The sequence below is a fragment of the Pseudomonas luteola NBRC 103146 genome (assembly GCF_002091675.1).
Classification (GTDB): Bacteria; Pseudomonadota; Gammaproteobacteria; order Pseudomonadales; family Pseudomonadaceae; genus Chryseomonas; species Chryseomonas luteola.
Genome location: NZ_BDAE01000003.1, coordinates 1 through 15,673, shown reverse-complemented (window position 1 = coordinate 15,673; position 15,673 = coordinate 1). Strand labels below are relative to the sequence as shown.

Annotated in this window: 19 protein-coding genes; 14 read left to right on the top strand and 5 right to left on the bottom strand. The window is 55.9% G+C overall.

The genetic code is table 11. The features are described 5' to 3' along the window. The first annotated feature begins 111 nt into the window (after window positions 1-111). The 3 genes from PLU01S_RS04640 to trxA all read left to right on the top strand — a co-directional run bounded on the left by PLU01S_RS04640 (window position 112) and on the right by trxA (window position 2,149). Window positions 112-558 (top strand): YbaY family lipoprotein, encoded by a 447-nt coding sequence (locus tag PLU01S_RS04640; protein WP_074823403.1) that lies wholly within the window; start codon window positions 112-114, stop codon window positions 556-558. Then, window positions 555-1,214 (top strand): class I SAM-dependent methyltransferase, encoded by a 660-nt coding sequence (locus PLU01S_RS04635; protein WP_074823407.1) that lies wholly within the window; start codon window positions 555-557, stop codon window positions 1,212-1,214. Before PLU01S_RS04640 ends, PLU01S_RS04635 begins: the two co-directional genes overlap by 4 nt. 62 nt (window positions 1,215-1,276) lie before the next feature. After that, a complete protein-coding gene (gene trxA, locus PLU01S_RS04630; RefSeq protein ID WP_010796870.1) occupies window positions 1,277-2,149 on the top strand; it encodes a thioredoxin in 873 nt (290 codons plus the stop codon). Here trxA and PLU01S_RS04625 read toward each other — a convergent pair. Beyond that, entirely contained in the window at window positions 2,143-2,520 is a 378-nt protein-coding gene (locus PLU01S_RS04625) for a hypothetical protein (RefSeq protein WP_074823411.1), read from the bottom strand. The genes trxA and PLU01S_RS04625 overlap by 7 nt on opposite strands. 121 nt (window positions 2,521-2,641) lie before the next feature. Between PLU01S_RS04625 and PLU01S_RS04620 the strand changes: the two genes are divergently transcribed. From PLU01S_RS04620 to PLU01S_RS04600, 5 genes are all read left to right on the top strand, one after another. After that, window positions 2,642-3,241: a DUF2796 domain-containing protein gene (locus PLU01S_RS04620; protein ID WP_074823414.1), complete on the top strand. Its 600-nt coding sequence runs from the start codon at window positions 2,642-2,644 to the stop codon at window positions 3,239-3,241. 64 nt (window positions 3,242-3,305) lie between these two features. Further along, on the top strand, window positions 3,306-4,013 hold the full coding sequence (locus PLU01S_RS04615; RefSeq protein ID WP_019366837.1) for an ABC transporter ATP-binding protein: 708 nt from the start codon (window positions 3,306-3,308) through the stop codon (window positions 4,011-4,013). A 1-nt stretch (window position 4,014) separates the two neighbouring features. Beyond that, a complete protein-coding gene (locus PLU01S_RS04610; RefSeq protein WP_074823418.1) occupies window positions 4,015-5,277 on the top strand; it encodes an ABC transporter permease in 1,263 nt (420 codons plus the stop codon). 20 nt (window positions 5,278-5,297) lie between these two features. Continuing rightward, window positions 5,298-5,786: a DUF3299 domain-containing protein gene (locus tag PLU01S_RS04605; protein ID WP_074823424.1), complete on the top strand. Its 489-nt coding sequence runs from the start codon at window positions 5,298-5,300 to the stop codon at window positions 5,784-5,786. 91 nt (window positions 5,787-5,877) lie between these two features. Continuing rightward, the gene (locus PLU01S_RS04600; RefSeq protein ID WP_010796864.1) at window positions 5,878-6,561 is read left to right on the top strand and encodes an OmpW/AlkL family protein; all 684 of its coding nucleotides are present in this window, start codon (window positions 5,878-5,880) and stop codon (window positions 6,559-6,561) included. Between the two features lie 49 nt (window positions 6,562-6,610). Here PLU01S_RS04600 and PLU01S_RS04595 read toward each other — a convergent pair whose 3' ends face one another. Genes PLU01S_RS04595 through PLU01S_RS04585 form a run of 3 tightly spaced genes read right to left on the bottom strand, consistent with a single transcriptional unit; the run spans window position 6,611 to window position 8,763 of the window. Next, window positions 6,611-6,925 carry an RnfH family protein gene (locus tag PLU01S_RS04595; RefSeq protein ID WP_074823427.1) on the bottom strand — a complete coding sequence of 105 codons (315 nt, stop codon included), beginning with the start codon at window positions 6,923-6,925 and terminating at the stop codon, window positions 6,611-6,613. Next, window positions 6,918-7,352 carry a type II toxin-antitoxin system RatA family toxin gene (locus PLU01S_RS04590; RefSeq protein WP_074823430.1) on the bottom strand — a complete coding sequence of 145 codons (435 nt, stop codon included), beginning with the start codon at window positions 7,350-7,352 and terminating at the stop codon, window positions 6,918-6,920. Before PLU01S_RS04590 ends, PLU01S_RS04595 begins: the two co-directional genes overlap by 8 nt. Window positions 7,353-7,359: 7 nt before the next feature. Further along, on the bottom strand, window positions 7,360-8,763 hold the full coding sequence (locus PLU01S_RS04585) for a sodium-dependent transporter (RefSeq protein WP_074823433.1): 1,404 nt from the start codon (window positions 8,761-8,763) through the stop codon (window positions 7,360-7,362). A 102-nt stretch (window positions 8,764-8,865) separates the two neighbouring features. On the opposite strand from PLU01S_RS04585, the gene smpB reads away from it, so the two are divergent. Further along, complete coding sequence (gene smpB / locus PLU01S_RS04580) at window positions 8,866-9,342, top strand: SsrA-binding protein SmpB (RefSeq protein ID WP_010796860.1); 477 nt, start codon at window positions 8,866-8,868, stop codon at window positions 9,340-9,342. A gap of 23 nt (window positions 9,343-9,365) precedes the next feature. Here smpB and PLU01S_RS04575 read toward each other — a convergent pair whose 3' ends face one another. Beyond that, window positions 9,366-10,151 (bottom strand): FCD domain-containing protein, encoded by a 786-nt coding sequence (locus PLU01S_RS04575; protein ID WP_074823538.1) that lies wholly within the window; start codon window positions 10,149-10,151, stop codon window positions 9,366-9,368. 228 nt (window positions 10,152-10,379) lie between these two features. Here PLU01S_RS04575 and PLU01S_RS04570 point away from each other — a divergent pair, with 228 nt between their 5' ends. The 5 genes from PLU01S_RS04570 (at window position 10,380) to PLU01S_RS04550 (ending at window position 15,620) form a co-directional block, all read left to right on the top strand. Further along, window positions 10,380-12,080 (top strand): lactate permease LctP family transporter, encoded by a 1,701-nt coding sequence (locus PLU01S_RS04570; protein WP_074823436.1) that lies wholly within the window; start codon window positions 10,380-10,382, stop codon window positions 12,078-12,080. Window positions 12,081-12,194: 114 nt separating this feature from the next. After that, window positions 12,195-13,019: a (Fe-S)-binding protein gene (locus PLU01S_RS04565; RefSeq protein ID WP_074823438.1), complete on the top strand. Its 825-nt coding sequence runs from the start codon at window positions 12,195-12,197 to the stop codon at window positions 13,017-13,019. Continuing rightward, window positions 13,016-14,470, top strand: a complete 1,455-nt coding sequence (locus PLU01S_RS04560) for a LutB/LldF family L-lactate oxidation iron-sulfur protein (protein ID WP_074823442.1) — start codon at window positions 13,016-13,018, stop codon at window positions 14,468-14,470. Before PLU01S_RS04565 ends, PLU01S_RS04560 begins: the two co-directional genes overlap by 4 nt. Beyond that, window positions 14,467-15,138 carry a LutC/YkgG family protein gene (locus PLU01S_RS04555; RefSeq protein ID WP_074823446.1) on the top strand — a complete coding sequence of 224 codons (672 nt, stop codon included), beginning with the start codon at window positions 14,467-14,469 and terminating at the stop codon, window positions 15,136-15,138. Before PLU01S_RS04560 ends, PLU01S_RS04555 begins: the two co-directional genes overlap by 4 nt. Window positions 15,139-15,326: 188 nt before the next feature. After that, window positions 15,327-15,620, top strand: a complete 294-nt coding sequence (locus tag PLU01S_RS04550; protein WP_010796854.1) for a hypothetical protein — start codon at window positions 15,327-15,329, stop codon at window positions 15,618-15,620. Window positions 15,621-15,673 lie beyond the last annotated feature (53 nt).

Genomic DNA, 15,673 nt, shown 5'->3' with positions numbered 1-15,673 from the left:
AGGCCTCAAGAATCGACAGAACACGTCTGGCGGCTCCGTGACACAATCCTCTTCCCGCCGGTCGTAGGTTGTATAAGAATGCGCCGCCGAATCTGCCCTGGAGCCGTTACCATGTCGTTGCGCCCGCTGTTGCCCGTGTTGTTGATCAGCCTGCTTGCAGCCTGCTCTGAAAAGCCTGTTGCACCGGCAGAACCTGCCAAAGAACCCGAGCCGGTGGCCGGTGCGCCGCGCCCCGGAAATCTGCGGGAGGTCTCTGGAACGTTACGGACACCAGACGGCGCCATCGCACCAGGTGCACAAGTTGAAGTGGCCATGCTGGTGATCGACAGTCAGGACCGTCCCCAGCGGCTGCTCGCCAGCGAGACATTGACTGGCAATGGCAAGGCCCTGGCGTTCCGCCTGCCCTTTAATCCAGAGGTATTTCCCCAGAACGCCAAGGTCGAACTGCACGCTCGCGTCAGTCAATCCGGTCAGCTGGTCTGCTACCTGTCTCCCGTCACGATCAATCAGCCTAGTACCCAGGTTCTAGGGGAATTAGTGCTGGATCAGACTCCATGATCCCACCCGCCACCCTGCGAGCAGCGCTAAGGGATCTGCTGGGTGATGCTGAACTGAGCATTCAATCCCTGCCGGAATGCGACATCGCGCTCTGGTTAATCGATCCCGCCAACATGGAGCGGGCCTTTTCACCCGAAGAAACACAACGACTGCTGGCGTCCCCACCCTACTGGAGTTTTTGCTGGGCCAGCGGTCTGGTACTGGCCCGTTGGCTGGCCGAGCAGCCGGAGTGGGTACAAGGCAGGCGCGTGCTCGATTTTGGCAGCGGGTCAGGGGTTGCCGCAATTGCTGCTGCCAAGGCGGGGGCCGCTGAAGTAGTAGCCTGTGACTGCGATCCGCTGGCCTTGGCCGCCAGCCGAGCGAATGCGGACCTGAATCAGGTGACGCTGGAGTACTCCGACGACTTCTTTGCTGAGGCCGACCGTTTCGATTTGATCATTGTGGCCGATGTGCTGTACGACCGTGCGAACCTGCCCTTGCTGGACGATTTTCTGAGTCGCGGACAAAGCGTGCTGATAGCGGATTCCCGAGTCAAGAATTTTGACCACCCTCGGTATACAGCGCTAGCAAGCCGGGAGGCCTGCACCTGGCCGGACCTTGCCGAGCCGGCTGAATTCAGATGGGTTAATCTCTACCACGCACAACGTACTTGCTGAAGGTTGTTTTCGGCAGGCGCGTCTCCACATATAGTTCATCTTTTCGTTACCCGAGTCTGTCTATGAGCCAGGACACGTCCTACATTTTTGATGCGACGCTTGAGAACTTCGAACAGAAGGTCATGGAGCAGTCGTTCAACACGCCCGTACTGGTCGATTTCTGGGCCGAGTGGTGTGCGCCCTGCAAGGTACTGATGCCTATGCTGGCCAGCATCACCGAGTCCTTTGGCGGTGCACTGCATCTGGCCAAGGTCAACTGTGATATCGAGCAGGAACTGGTAATGCGTTTCGGCATTCGCAGCCTGCCGACGGTCGTCCTGTTCAAGGACGGCCAACCGGTCGACGGCTTTGCGGGTGCGCAGCCTGAGTCTGCCGTTCGCGCCATGCTGGAGCCGCATGTACAGGCGCCTGCACCCGAGGCCGAGAACCCGCTGGACGCCGCACAGTTGCTGTTTGATGAAGGTCGTGCTGGCGAAGCGGAGGCCGTACTCAAGCAGCTCTTAGGTGAAGACAATACCAATGCGCCCGCGCTGATTCTCTATGCGCGCTGCCTTGCCGAGCGCGGCGAATTGGATGAGGCTGAAACGGTACTGGGTGCAGTCACTGGTGACGATCACAAGCAGGCGCTGGCAGGCGCAAAGGCACAGCTGACGTTCCTGCGCCAAGCTGCCAGCCTGCCTGATGCAGCCGATCTGAAGGCGCGTCTGGCTCAGGATCCATCCGATGACGAAGCCACCTATCAGCTTGCCGTCCAGCAATTGGCGCGCCAGCAATATGAAGCGGCTCTGGATGCCCTGCTCAAGCTATTCATGCGCAACCGCACCTATGGTGAGGACCTTCCTCGCAAGACCATGGTGCAGGTGTTCGATCTACTCGGCAACGAACACCCGCTGGTCGCAACCTACCGCCGTCGTCTCTATCAGGCGCTTTACTGATGCCCGTCGGGCGCTGGCTCCTGGCCGGCGCCCGCCCACACAAACACCTGTGCCTCGTCTATTTTCTCGATCCGGATATTCGGGTTATGCCGCAGCCGTACAATCAGCTGCTTGGCTGACCCCACGTTACCTGCCAGCTTTTCCAGCGCACTTAGCAGATGAGGCCCCTCGATACGCCGCTCCTGCTCGACCAACGCAAGCACCGACTCCCACAGGGGATCGCTACGGGTCTTTGGCACCGGAACAGGCGTATTGGACGGCACAGGCTGAGCATGGTTAAGCCCCTCGGCAAGACGAGTCCAGTCTTCTGCTTCCAATTCGACCGTCAGATCCACCGGCCACGCGCCTATTTTCCCCTGGATACGGATCATCGTTATCGCCTTTTTTGAACCATGTCTTATGATGCCACGTGCCAGTGGGTGAGAGCATTGCTATTGCGGCCATCTTTTGTTACGACATAACATACAGTCAAATCCATCAATGGAGCTGACCATGCGTTCGTTGCTGCTTGCCCTGCCGTTTGCCGTATTGCCTCTTACCGCTGCCTTTGCCCACGATGAACATGATCACGCACATGGAAGCCTGGGCGCCCATGAGCATGGCGTCGCACAACTCAACGTCGCGCTGGATGACAACTCGCTGGAACTGGAACTCCACAGCCCTGCCATGAATCTGGTGGGCTTCGAACATAAGGCCCAGTCCGATCAGGACAAGAAGGCCGTCGAAATGGCCAAGCAGCAGCTGGCCAACCCGATTACCTTGTTTGGCATCCCAGCCGCCGCAGGCTGCAAAGTAAGCAAGACTGATCTGGATAGCCCCCTGTTTGGTTCTGAAGAGCACCATGACCATGACCATGACCATGACCATGACGATCATGATAGCCATGCCAAGGGCGAGCACGAGCACGCTCATAGCGACATCGACGCGGACTACACCCTCGCCTGTGAAAATCCAAAAGCGCTGACTGCGCTGGACCTGGCGGGCCTGTTCAAGCAATTCCCAGCCACACACAAGGTCAATGTTCAGGCCATTACCGCTCAAGGCCAGAAAGGTGAAGAGCTGACGCCTGCCCAAACTCGCCTCGCGCTATAACCGTTCCCCTTAAAACGGGTAGCCTCCCTACTTTGCTGCCCGTTCTTTTTATGCCAAGGCCACCATGAGCGCATTAATCGAACTCAACGACCTGGGCTTCGCCTGGCCCGGTCAGCCCGAGCTACTGGATATCCCTTATTTTCAGTTGCAGCGCGGCGAAACCGTCTTTCTCAAAGGCCCCTCAGGTAGTGGCAAGACTACCCTGCTGGGCCTGCTCGGCGGTGTAAACAAGCCAAACCGTGGACACGTCAGGTTATTAGGAGAAGACCTCTCCAGCCTGTCTTCTGCGCGTCGTGATCACTTCCGCGTCGACCATACCGGCTATATCTTTCAGCAGTTCAACCTGCTGCCCTTTCTATCTGTCCAGGAGAATGTCGAACTCCCCTGTCATTTTTCGGCCCTGCGCTCGCAGCGCGCCAAAGAGCGCCATGGCAGCCAGGCAGAAGCGGCGCGTGCCCTGCTTTCTGCTCTAGGACTGGGTGAGCGTACCCTGGGAGAGCGTCGCGCAGGAGCTCTTTCGATTGGGCAACAGCAACGTGTAGCGGCAGCGCGCGCCCTGATCGGTCAACCCGAACTGGTTATTGCAGACGAACCCACTTCAGCGCTTGATGCCGATACTCGAGAGGCCTTTTTGAACCTGTTATTCGCCGAATGCCGCGCCGCCGGCTCAAGCCTGCTCTTTGTCAGCCATGACCAGGGATTGGCTCCGCTTTTTGACCGCAGCCTGTCCCTGCTTGAACTCAACCGCGCGGCGCGACCGGCAGAGGTGTGAGATGTACTTGTTTCGCCTGGCGCTTGCCAGCCTTTCCAATCGTCGCTTTACTGCCCTCCTGACCGTATTCGCCATCGCGCTATCAGCCTGCCTTTTGCTGGCAGTCGAACGCGTCCGCACCGAGGCCAAGGCTAGCTTTGCCAGTACCATTTCCGGAACTGACCTGGTGGTTGGCGCACGCTCCGGAGCGGTCAACCTGCTCCTGTATTCGGTGTTTCGCATTGGCAACGCTACCAACAACATTCGCTGGGACAGCTATACCCAGCTGGCCGAAAATCCCAAGGTCAAATGGGCCATTCCGCTTTCACTGGGCGACTCCCACCGCGGCTATCGGGTGCTGGGTACCAGCCAGGCCTATTTCGAGCATTACCACTATGGTCGCAACCAGGCGCTCACGCTCAGCGAAGGCAAGCCATTTCAGGATATCTACGATGTAGTGCTTGGTGCCGAAGTCGCTCAAACCCTGCATTACAAACTGGGCGACCATATTGTTCTGGCCCATGGAGTCAGCACAATCAGCCTGGTCGAGCATGGGGACAAACCGTTCACGGTAGTGGGTATCCTCGCGCGGACGGGCACGCCCGTGGATAGAACACTGCATATCTCCCTTGAGGGCATGGAAGCTCTTCATGTGGACTGGCAGAACGGTGCACCGGCGCGTGGCGCAGGCAAGATCAGTGCAGACCAGGCCCGCCAGATGGACCTGACACCCAAGGCCATCACCGCCGTGCTGCTCGGCCTCAATAGTAAAGTCGCCACTTTTGGTCTCCAGCGCGCCATCAATGAATACCGCGGAGAGCCGCTGATGGCCATCTTGCCCGGTGTTGCGCTCCAGGAACTCTGGAGCCTGATGGGCACCGCCGAGCAGGCACTGTTCATCGTCTCCCTGTTTGTGGTTCTAACCGGCCTGATCGGCATGCTGACGGCTATTCTGACCAGCCTTAATGAGCGGCGGCGAGAGATGGCTATCCTGCGTTCGGTGGGCGCCCGCCCGTGGCATATCTTCAGCCTGCTGGTAGCCGAAGCCTTCGCGCTGGCACTGGCAGGTGTCGTGGCCGGGCTTGCCCTTCTCTATGTGGCGATTGCTATCGCGCAGGCACCCGTACAGGCTTATTATGGCCTGTATCTGCCTCTGGAATGGCCTTCACGTTACGAGTGGACGTTACTGGGCGGTATCCTGATCGCTGCGCTGTTGATGGGCTGTGTTCCTGCCTGGCGCGCTTACCGTCAATCCCTGGCCGACGGCCTGTCCGTTCGCTTATAGCCTCAAAGACCGGAGCGTCCATGTATCGCGTGCTGTTGGTGCTTGCCCTGCTGTTCACCTCTTCCGTCTGGGCAGCGCCTCGCGCGCTTTCTTGGGGGGAGCTGATCCCCGAGGGCGCACCGCCGCCTCCGCCACCTGTACCCTTGCATCAGGGCTCACTGGATGAAAGTGGGCCTGCCGCCTTGCAGCAATCACCCAATGCTCCCGTGGTAAAAGCGCTGGAAGGTCAGGAGGTCAAGCTCCCAGGCTACATCGTGCCAATCATGGTGACTGAGGAAGGGGAAGTCACCGAGTTCCTGCTTGTACCTTATTACGGTGCCTGCATTCATGTACCTCCGCCTCCGTCCAACCAGATCGTCTATGTCAAAGGCGCCAAGGGCGTTGAACTGGCCCAGCTACATCTTCCGTACTGGGTAGAAGGTACGTTGCATGTTGATTCAGCCAGTACGGACATGGCTGAAGTCGGTTATCAGATGCAAGCCACTCAGGTAACTCATTATTCGCTGTAATCAGCGTTTCGTTGAGCCAAGTCAACATATGATGCATCTCTCATCCTTAACATGTCGTTAGCCAACTAAACAACATGCTTTGGAGTGCATCATGCGCAAGCTGCCCCTAACCGCCGCCCTGCTGGCCCTCACCGCTGTTTCTCCGCTCGCCCTTGCCCACCAGGCCGGTGACATCATCATCCGTGCTGGCGCAGCGACCGTGGATCCACATGAAGACAGCGGCAATATCTCGGCCGCAGCAGCGGGCGGCAAGGTTGCAGGGACCAAGGCCACCGTTGACTCCGATACTCAGCTTGGCTTGGCAGCGGCCTATATGATCACAGACCACGTCGGCATCGAGCTGCTGGCCGCAACGCCGTTCAATCATCGGATCGGTGTAAAAGGCCTGGGCGCTCTGGATGGCAAGCTAGCAGATGTCAAGCAGCTGCCACCCACCCTTTCGCTTCAATACTATCCGCTGAACCCTCAGTCCCGTATTCAGCCGTACGTAGGCGCCGGTATCAACTACACCCTCTTCTTTGACGAGGATCTGACCAGCAGCCGCAAATCCGCAGCCGGTGGCGGCTTCAGCAATCTGAGCCTGGACGATTCCTGGGGTTATGCGTTTCAGGCAGGCGTGGATTATCAGCTAACGGATCATCTGCTGTTCAACGCCGCCGTCTGGTACGCCGATATCGACACCAAGGCGACCGCCGACTCGGCGCTGGGTCGCGTAAAGGTTGATGTCGATATCGATCCCTGGGTCTACATGGTAGGTCTGGGCTACAAGTTCTAATCAGTACCCGGCAAAAAGGCCTTCATATGAAGGCCTTTTTTATTCTCAGCTAATCCGCCCCGCCTTCCTTCCTGGCCTTTGCCAACTCGGCGCGCCGCTTGCGGGCTTCCTTGGGGTCTGCAACCAACGGTCGATAAAGCTCAACCCGATCACCTGCCTCCAGTACGCGCCTATCTGCATCAGGAATGACCTTTCCAAAGAGCCCGACAGCCAAGGTATCGATCGGCACCTTTGGAAAACGCTCAGCCACTCCGGATAGCTCCAAGGCTTCACGTACGGTGGTGCCTACCGGAACCTCCAGCGCAATCAGGGCCTGCTCGTCAGGCAAGGCCAGCGCGACCTCGACATTTATCCGCTCAGCCATACAGCTGCTTGGCTCTTTGGCAGAACGCATCAACCATGGTGTTTGCAGCCTGATTGAACAGCGGGCCCAAGGTGGCCCGAATCAAAGCGCCCTGATACTCGAACGACAGGTCCAGCGAGATCTTGCAGGCTTTCTCACCCAGTGCCTTGAACTGCCAGACCCCATGCAGTTGACTAAAAGGTCCCTTTTCCAGATCCATGACGATGCATTGATCCGGCGTCAGCGTATTGCGTGTCGTGAACTGCTGGCTAAGCCCACCTTTGGCGACCGTCAATCCTGCACGCATTTCGTTTTCGCCCTCCTCCAGTATCTGGGCAGACGAACACCAGGGCAGAAATTCCGGGTAACGCTCCACGTCATTTACCAGCGCATAGAGCGCCGAGGCGGGGTAAGGCAATAAAGCCGAGCGTTGTATATGCGTAGTCATTGGTACCTCAATTCCAAAACTGTGCGGCAAACACAATGAGAATGCCTAGAGGGGCAACGTAGCGCATCAGGAAAAGCGCCAGAGCGAATAAGGCCGGGCTGCGCACCGACAACTCATCCCTCACCTGCTCACGCCCCATTACCCACGCTGCGAACACTACAAAGAACAGACCGCCGAGCGGCAACATGATTCGCGACGTCAGAAAGTCGATGACGCCAAAGAAATTCAACCCGCCTTCAGCGCCCCATTGATACAAGTGGAAGTGCCCCGCCTCGCTTACGAAGAACTTGGCCTGCTCCCACAGGTTGAACGATAACACTGTGCCTAGCCCGACCAGCCAGCAGATGAAAGCCAGAATGACAGTCACCCAGACGCGGCTCAGTCGGGTGCGCTCGATCAGGTAGGCCACCATCGGCTCAAGCAGAGAGATTGCCGAGGTCCAGGCGGCAATCGCCACCAGCACAAAGAACACCAGCCCCACGATCTGCCCCATGGTCACACTGCCGAACGCCAACGGCAGCGTCACGAACATCAATCCCGGTCCTTCACCAGGATTCAGGCCTGCCGCAAAGACGATTGGAAAAAGCGCCACACCCGCCAGGAGCGAGACGAATGTATCCAGCAAGGCAACCGCTACGACGGTCTTGCCCAAGGAAGAGGACTTCGGCATGTACGCACCGTAGATCATCAACGAACCTACGCCTACGCTCAGCGAAAAGAACGCATGCCCCATCGCAGGAAGCAGGCCCTCCATGAGCCGCGAGGTATCAAAATGGAACATGAAGTGCAGCCCTTCCATGAAATGTCCCGTTGTCATGCTATAGCCCAGCAGAAGCAGCAACAGCACAAACAACAGCGGCATCAGGATACGCAAGGCTTTTTCCAGGCCATTCACCACCCCCTTGGCAATAACCCAGGCGGACAACACCATGAACAGGGTGTGCCACAAGGTCATTCGCCATGGATCGGAGGTCAACGCACCAAACAGTGCACCGGCTTTAGGTCCATCGACACCTTGAAAATCGCCACGGCCGACACCAAGAATATAGTCAAGCGACCAACCGCCAACGACGCTGTAGAACGATAGGATGAGCAAGGCATTGACCATGCCGGCCAGCGCTGCCCAGGACCATCTTGGTGATCGGGCAGCGGCTACTGCCAGATCACGCATGGCATTGGCCGGACTTTGCCGGGCACGCCGTCCAATCAGCGTTTCCGCCAACATGACAGGCAAGCCAATCAAGGCGATGCAGACAAGGAACATAATGACAAATGCACCGCCACCATAAATCCCTGTCATATAAGGGAACTTCCAGATGCTCCCCAGGCCTACAGCGGAGCCGGTCGCGGCTAATATAAACACCCAGCGGCTAGCCCACCCGCCATGCACGGAAACCTGATCATTTGCCATTGAAGTTATCGGTACTCAAAAAAGTTGGCTATTGTCCGACTTTCACCGCTCCCTCTCAAGCACATGGCGGTTGCCCCACTGACTCCCCTATAATGCGCGTCTATGGCCAAACAAAAGAAAATCTCTTCCGGAACCATTGTGCAGAACAAGAAAGCGCTGCACGACTACTTCATCGAAACCCGCTTCGAGGCAGGCATTGCCCTGTCCGGCTGGGAAGTCAAAAGCCTGCGCGCAGGCAAGGCACAACTGACAGACAGCTATGTTCTGCTCAAGGATGGCGAGGCCTGGCTGCTTGGTAGCCACATCACCCCTCTGCAGACAGCCAGCACCCACGTCATTGCCGATCCTCAGCGCACTCGCAAGCTGCTTCTACACAAACGAGAGCTAGGCAAGCTGTTTGGTGCAGTGCAACAGAAAGGCTTCGCCTGCGTTGCGTTGTCCATTTACTGGAAAAAGCACCTGATCAAATGCGAAATTGCCCTGGCGAAAGGTAAAAAAGAATTCGACAAGCGTGCGACAGAGAAAGAGCGCGACTCGAATCGAGAGATCCAACGTGCTATGCACAAGGATCAGAAATAATAAAAGGCGCTCCAAGCGCCTTTTTATACCTTCGAAAAGTCTTCCGTCTTCTGTCGGCGCTGTGAGCGTGCGATACGCTGCGCTTCTTCCTGTGCTTCTTCCAGCACTTCCTGCACATAATGAATGTGTCGGCTGGCAATTTCCCGTGCATCGTCAGCACGCCGCTCGATGATGGCCTGATACAGCTCCCGGTGCTGCTGCATCAACATATCCCGTGTCTCGCTACGCTGTGCGTACATACCACCGATATTGGTCACTACATTGCGCTTGAGCAAATCGAACAGACCGCGAATGGTATGCAGCAGGATAGCGTTGTGGCTGGCTTCGGCAATAGCCAGGTGAAAGCTGGCATCCGCTGATCCCTCTTCCGAGCGGGAGATCGTTTCAGGTTGCGCATAGCAGTCCTGCAAAGCCTTGAAGGCCTGCGTCAAACGCTGATGATCGAGTTCGGTCGCACGCAAGGCGGCGTAATAAGCGCAAGAGCCCTCAAGCATGTGACGAAACTCGAGCAGGTCCTGCCGTGTTTCTTCACGACTTTCGAGTAACTGAAGCAAGGGATCGCTAAACGTGGAGCCGAACGAGGCAGCAACGTATGTACCGCCGCCCTGGCGACTGATCAATACTCCCCGAGCAACCAGCTTCTGAATCGCCTCGCGTAGCGAAGGCCGTGACACGCCAAAGCGCTCCGCCAGCACCCGCTCGGCCGGCAACCGCTCACCGGCCTTCAGTGAACCCTCAACAAGCAGCGCTTCAATATGTTCAATGATGTCATCCGACAAACGACGTTGGCGTACCTGATCGAACCCCATCTCCATCCTCTGATGTGCCTGCCAGAGCGGCGGCGTTGATTTTGAGCCAAACGGCCTTCGCGCATCCAGACTAAAGTCTTAAAAAGCAAGGTTTGACAGACTTGCCAGGCAACTTTTAACCTCAACCGTCAGCCATTGTAAATTGGTATGACCAATTTAGACATTAAGAAACCGATACGCTTATCGGAAGCACCGCCCCCTACACAACAACAATCAAGGGAGCTCTACATGGAAACCTGGCAACAGCTGTATACACCGCTTGGCAGTCTGGGCTTGTCCGCGACGGCGGCACTTGTCCCTATCGTGTTTTTCTTTCTTGCATTGGCTGTCTTTCGCATGAAGGGCCATCTCGCCGGAACCATTACCCTGGCGCTATCCCTTGGTATTGCCATTCTGGTCTACCGGATGCCGGTAGAAAAAGCGCTGGCAGCGGCCGGGTATGGATTCCTTTATGGCCTATGGCCAATCGCCTGGATCATCGTCGCAGCGGTTTTTCTCTACAAACTGACCGTCAAAAGCGGTCAGTTCGATGTCATCCGCAGCTCAGTCCTTTCCATTACGGATGACCAACGTCTGCAGGTGCTGCTTATCGGGTTCTGCTTTGGAGCCTTTCTTGAAGGCGCCGCAGGCTTTGGCGCACCCGTCGCCATTACCGCAGCCCTGTTGGTGGGTCTGGGACATAATCCGCTCAAGGCGGCAGGTCTATGCCTGATTGCCAATACCGCCCCGGTTGCATTCGGCGCTCTAGGTATTCCAACAATCGTAGCGGGCCAGGTAACCGGCATTGATGCTTTCAAACTGGGCGCCATGACCGGTCGCCAGCTTCCACTGCTATCTCTGCTGGTCCCCTTCTGGCTCATGGCCATGATGGATGGCATGCGTGGTCTGCGTGAAACCTGGCAGGCAGCCCTCGTATGCGGTAGCAGCTTTGCCGTTTCCCAGTACTTTACCTCGAACTACATCGGCCCTGAGCTACCCGACATTACCTCGGCCCTGTTCAGCATGGTTTCGCTGACCGCCTACCTTAAGCTGCGTCAAAGCCGTCACGCTGTTGCACAAGAGGTTGTCGGGGTCAGTGCAGGCGGGGCAGCAACCCTGGGCGGCGGCTCCGGCTTTGGCCGAGCACCAGGCAACCGCACACCTTCGCCCTATACACTGGGACAGATCATCAAAGCCTGGTCGCCCTTCCTGATCCTGACCGCGCTGGTTACCGTCTGGACACTCAAACCCTTCAAGGCAATATTTGCCGCAGGTGGCTCGCTCTACAGTCTGGTCATTAATATTTCGGTGCCGTTCCTGGACAAGCTTGTCCTCAAGACTGCCCCGATTGCGACAGACCCTACTCCAATAGCAGCCGTCTTCAAATTCGATCCTGTTTCTGCCACAGGTACGGCGATCCTGATTTCGGCCCTTATCTCCATGGCAATCCTCAAGATCAAGCCTGGCGTAGCACTGTCCACATTCAAGGAAACGCTGGTGGAGTTGCGATGGCCAATCCTTTCGATTGGCATGGTGCTGGCCTTTGCGTTCGTAACCAACTATTCCGGCATGTCGACAACACTCGCTTTAGTACTGGCGGGAACAGGAGCGCTCTTCCCATTCTTTTCACCATTTCTCGGTTGGCTGGGGGTTTTTCTAACAGGATCGGATACCTCTTCAAACGCTCTCTTCGGCTCCCTACAGGCCACCACTGCCCATCAAATTGGAGTATCGGACACCCTGCTGGTTGCGGCTAACAGCAGCGGCGGCGTAACAGGCAAAATGATTTCACCACAGTCGATTGCCGTTGCCTGTGCTGCTACCGGCATGGTTGGGAAAGAATCTGACCTGTTCCGTTTCACCCTGAAACACAGCCTGATCTTCGCCACTATTGTAGGCCTTATCACGCTGGTCCAAGCCTATGTACTCACCGGCATGATCCTTCACTAACAGATAAAGGCGAATTAAGAAGTTGCCGCCAAGACACCGGTGCCGGGCTCGTCCCGGCACTGCCATAACCCCATCCCACAGGATGGATAACCGGGCAAACCCGGAGACGCCTGAATGAGTGAGCTTTTTTATAACGCAGCGCCCAATGCCACCCGCATCGCTCCACCCATTCCAAAGCAGCGGGAATACCCCGCGCAGAAGCCTCAACACGTTTATTTATTCGGTACCTGTGTTGTCGATCTGTTTTATCCAGAAGCAGGCATGGACAGTATCCGTCTGTTGGAGCGTGAAGGTATTACGGTCCATTTTCCCCAAGGTCAAAGTTGCTGCGGGCAGCCTGCCTATACTTCCGGTTATACCGATGAAGCACGCGAAGTCGCACGAGCACAGCTGGGCCTGTTCCGTCAGGACTGGCCGCTGGTTGTTGTTTCGGGATCATGCGCAGGCATGATTCGTCATCACTATTCGGAACTGTTCAAACATGAGCCTGCTACGCTTCGTCAAATCGAAGCACTGGCCGACCGAACCTATGAATTGGCCGAATTCCTGCTCAACGTTTGTAAAGTTGACCTCAAGGATCGCGGGGCGCCTACCAAGGTTGCACTTCATACCTCCTGCAGCGCACGCCGCGAGATGAATACACACATCCATGGCAGAGCCTTACTCGCTCAGCTAGAGGCGGTCCAACGGTTGGATCATGACCATGAAAGCGAATGCTGCGGCTTTGGCGGCACTTTCTCGGTCCGTATGCCAGATATCTCTGGTGCCATGGTGGCAGACAAGACACGTGCTCTTCAGGAATCGGGTGCTGCTCAAATCGTGACCGCTGACTGCGGTTGCCTGATGAACATCAATGGTGCCCTGGAAAAGCAGAACGCTACATTGCGTGGGCAGCATCTTGCCAGTTTCATCTGGCAGCGAACCGGAGATAGCGTATGAACCAGATGACCCGAATTCCCGCTCTGGAGATTCCCATCCCCCCCTTCAAGACGCGAGCGCGCCAAGCGCTGAACGATGAGCAGCTGCGCCGTAATTTCCGTGTTGCCATGGATTCACTGATGACCAAACGCCTGGCCATTATGAGTGATCCTGATGAGCGTGAGCGGCTACGAGAAATGGGCAATCGCATTCGTGCACGGGCGCTTTCTAAGCTGCCTGACCTTCTTGAAAAGCTGGAAGCCAACCTGGCACGCAACGGTATTCAGGTTCATTGGGCAGAAACGACAGACGAAGCCAACGCTATCGTTCAGTCAATCGCCGAGGCACACAAGGCCACACGCCTGATCAAGGGAAAGTCCATGGTCAGTGAAGAGATGAACATGAACCACGTGCTGGAAAAGCAAGGCATAGAATGCCTTGAGTCAGATATGGGTGAGTACATCATTCAGCTGGCCGGGCAAAAACCTTCGCATATCATCATGCCTGCGATTCACATGAATGCTGCCCAGGTGGCCTCACTATTCAGCAACACCCTTGGCACCGAATACACCACAGATGTCGATGAACTAATTCAAACGGGCCGGCGCGTATTACGACAAAAATTTTTCGAAGCAGATATCGGCATATCAGGCGTTAACTTCGCAGTAGCTGAAACAGGCACTCTGCTGCTTGTTGAAAACGAAGGGAACGGCCGCATGTCCACAAGCGTTCCTAACGTACATATCGCTGTCACTGGAATAGAAAAAGTTGTGGAAAACCTGCGTGACGTCGTGCCGTTGCTATCGCTTTTGACACGCTCAGCATTAGGCCAGCCGATAACTACCTACGTGAATATGATCTCAAGCCCACGCAAATCCGATGAGCTGGATGGGCCACGAGAAGTGCACCTTGTTCTTCTAGACAATGGCCGCAGTCAGGCCTTTGCTGATGGAGAGTTGCGACAGACACTTAACTGCATTCGCTGTGGGGCCTGCATGAATCACTGCCCGGTCTATACCCGTATTGGTGGTCACGCCTACGGCACGGTATACCCTGGCCCTATTGGGAAAATCATATCGCCACACTTACTGGGGCTGGAAAACACGCCGGATCACCCCAGTGCTTCATCGCTGTGTGGTGCCTGCGGAGAAGTCTGCCCCGTAAAAATCCCCATTCCCGCGCTGTTACGCCGCTTAAGGGAAGAAAACGTTAAGCCACCGGAAGCTATCCCTTATCTCATGCGCGGCCAAGGCAGCAAGTTCTCTCCGCGTGAAAGACTGACCTGGAAAGGCTGGAAGACACTCTACACATCTCCAACGCTCTATAAATCTTTTGCCTACCTCGCAACACGCTTTCGAAATCTTACTCCCGGAAATGTTGGGCCATGGAGTGAGCACCATGTTGCGCCCAAGCCTGCCTCGAGATCACTTCACGAGTTAGCTCGTGATCACCTAGGGGAGGACAAAGCATGAATGCCCGCAGCAATATTTTAGGCAAACTTCGGAAAAGTTTGGCTGGCACAACGCCTGTAAAAGATGACTATGACGTATCACTAGTAACCCAACCCTGGAGCTATGCGCCTGAGGAGCGCATCAGTCGACTACGAGCACTTATGGAGGCGGTTCATACAGAGATACACCTCACCACAAAAGAGCGTTGGCCCGCACTGGTCGAACAACTTCTTCACGACAAACAAATTCCTAGCCTGCTTATAGCCCCTCAGACACCCCATGGCGACCAGCTTACGGCCTATTGGAAAGATAAAGCGGGAGTTCCTTTTCTCAAGGCCTATGACCGCCCAATTGAGGAATGGAAAGCGGAACTCTTCAACGAGACTCCAGCCAGCTTAACCGGGACGCTCGGAGCCATAGCAGCAACAGGTAGCCTAGTGCTCTGGCCAACCCGTGAAGAACCTCGATTGATGAGTCTGGTTCCACCTGTTCACATTGCTCTCCTGCAGGCCAGCAAGATCGAAAATAACCTTTATACGTTTCACGACAAATACCAGTGGCGGGAAGGTATGCCTACCAACGCACTGCTCATCTCTGGGCCATCCAAAACCGCTGACATAGAACAAGTACTAGCGTACGGCGCACATGGTCCCAAGGATTTGGTCATCCTAATAATTGAAGATGCTTAACTTACATAGCGGTTTGGAGCGCGCTTCTGTAAGGGTATTTGAAGCATTTCTTTAAAAGATAAATGAAACGTAAGCGGCCGATAGCAGTCCACTCGTATGAGGCTGGTTAGTCCTTTAATGGAGCCAGCAAGGTCCTTCTGACTTAGCCTGGAAATTCGCTTACGTCATTCATGTTCAAGGAGATGTCTATGAAACGCACTGCTTTAGTAGCTGCCGTAGCTGCCCTAATGGCTTCACCTGTTTTTGCTGAAGATCTTTGCGCTATTCAGCTGCAAAAAATTGATGACGCCATGAAAACCACACCATCAATGGCAACCGCTACCGCAACAGACTCTAATGTCCAGGTGCAACGTATCAAAGAGCTTCATGAGGAGGCGGTAAAGCATCAACAAGCAGGTGATACCAAGAAGTGTATCGCCTCGGCCAACCAGGCATTATCCCTGATCCGCAAGCCAGGCGGAGAGACAGGCGGCAGCAAATAAGCAGCTCTTGTAGGCCACGCAGGAAAGGAAAGCCCATCGCCTTTATTTCTGCC

Bases quoted from the DNA above. Each gene is read 5' to 3' on its own strand.
- PLU01S_RS04620 (WP_074823414.1), top strand. From the start codon at position 2,642: ATGCGTTCGTTGCTGCTTGCCCTGCCGTTTGCCGTATTGCCTCTTACC.
- PLU01S_RS04605 (WP_074823424.1), top strand. From the start codon at position 5,298: ATGTATCGCGTGCTGTTGGTGCTTGCCCTGCTGTTCACCTCTTCCGTC.
- PLU01S_RS04595 (WP_074823427.1), bottom strand. From the start codon at position 6,925: ATGGCTGAGCGGATAAATGTCGAGGTCGCGCTGGCCTTGCCTGACGAG.
- PLU01S_RS04585 (WP_074823433.1), bottom strand. From the start codon at position 8,763: ATGGCAAATGATCAGGTTTCCGTGCATGGCGGGTGGGCTAGCCGCTGG.
- smpB (WP_010796860.1), top strand. From the start codon at position 8,866: ATGGCCAAACAAAAGAAAATCTCTTCCGGAACCATTGTGCAGAACAAG.
- PLU01S_RS04640 (WP_074823403.1), top strand. From the start codon at position 112: ATGTCGTTGCGCCCGCTGTTGCCCGTGTTGTTGATCAGCCTGCTTGCA.
- PLU01S_RS04635 (WP_074823407.1), top strand. From the start codon at position 555: ATGATCCCACCCGCCACCCTGCGAGCAGCGCTAAGGGATCTGCTGGGT.
- PLU01S_RS04600 (WP_010796864.1), top strand. From the start codon at position 5,878: ATGCGCAAGCTGCCCCTAACCGCCGCCCTGCTGGCCCTCACCGCTGTT.
- PLU01S_RS04550 (WP_010796854.1), top strand. From the start codon at position 15,327: ATGAAACGCACTGCTTTAGTAGCTGCCGTAGCTGCCCTAATGGCTTCA.
- PLU01S_RS04615 (WP_019366837.1), top strand. From the start codon at position 3,306: ATGAGCGCATTAATCGAACTCAACGACCTGGGCTTCGCCTGGCCCGGT.
- PLU01S_RS04590 (WP_074823430.1), bottom strand. From the start codon at position 7,352: ATGACTACGCATATACAACGCTCGGCTTTATTGCCTTACCCCGCCTCG.
- PLU01S_RS04610 (WP_074823418.1), top strand. From the start codon at position 4,015: ATGTACTTGTTTCGCCTGGCGCTTGCCAGCCTTTCCAATCGTCGCTTT.
- PLU01S_RS04570 (WP_074823436.1), top strand. From the start codon at position 10,380: ATGGAAACCTGGCAACAGCTGTATACACCGCTTGGCAGTCTGGGCTTG.
- PLU01S_RS04560 (WP_074823442.1), top strand. From the start codon at position 13,016: ATGAACCAGATGACCCGAATTCCCGCTCTGGAGATTCCCATCCCCCCC.
- PLU01S_RS04575 (WP_074823538.1), bottom strand. From the start codon at position 10,151: ATGGGGTTCGATCAGGTACGCCAACGTCGTTTGTCGGATGACATCATT.
- PLU01S_RS04555 (WP_074823446.1), top strand. From the start codon at position 14,467: ATGAATGCCCGCAGCAATATTTTAGGCAAACTTCGGAAAAGTTTGGCT.
- PLU01S_RS04625 (WP_074823411.1), bottom strand. From the start codon at position 2,520: ATGATCCGTATCCAGGGGAAAATAGGCGCGTGGCCGGTGGATCTGACG.
- trxA (WP_010796870.1), top strand. From the start codon at position 1,277: ATGAGCCAGGACACGTCCTACATTTTTGATGCGACGCTTGAGAACTTC.
- PLU01S_RS04565 (WP_074823438.1), top strand. From the start codon at position 12,195: ATGAGTGAGCTTTTTTATAACGCAGCGCCCAATGCCACCCGCATCGCT.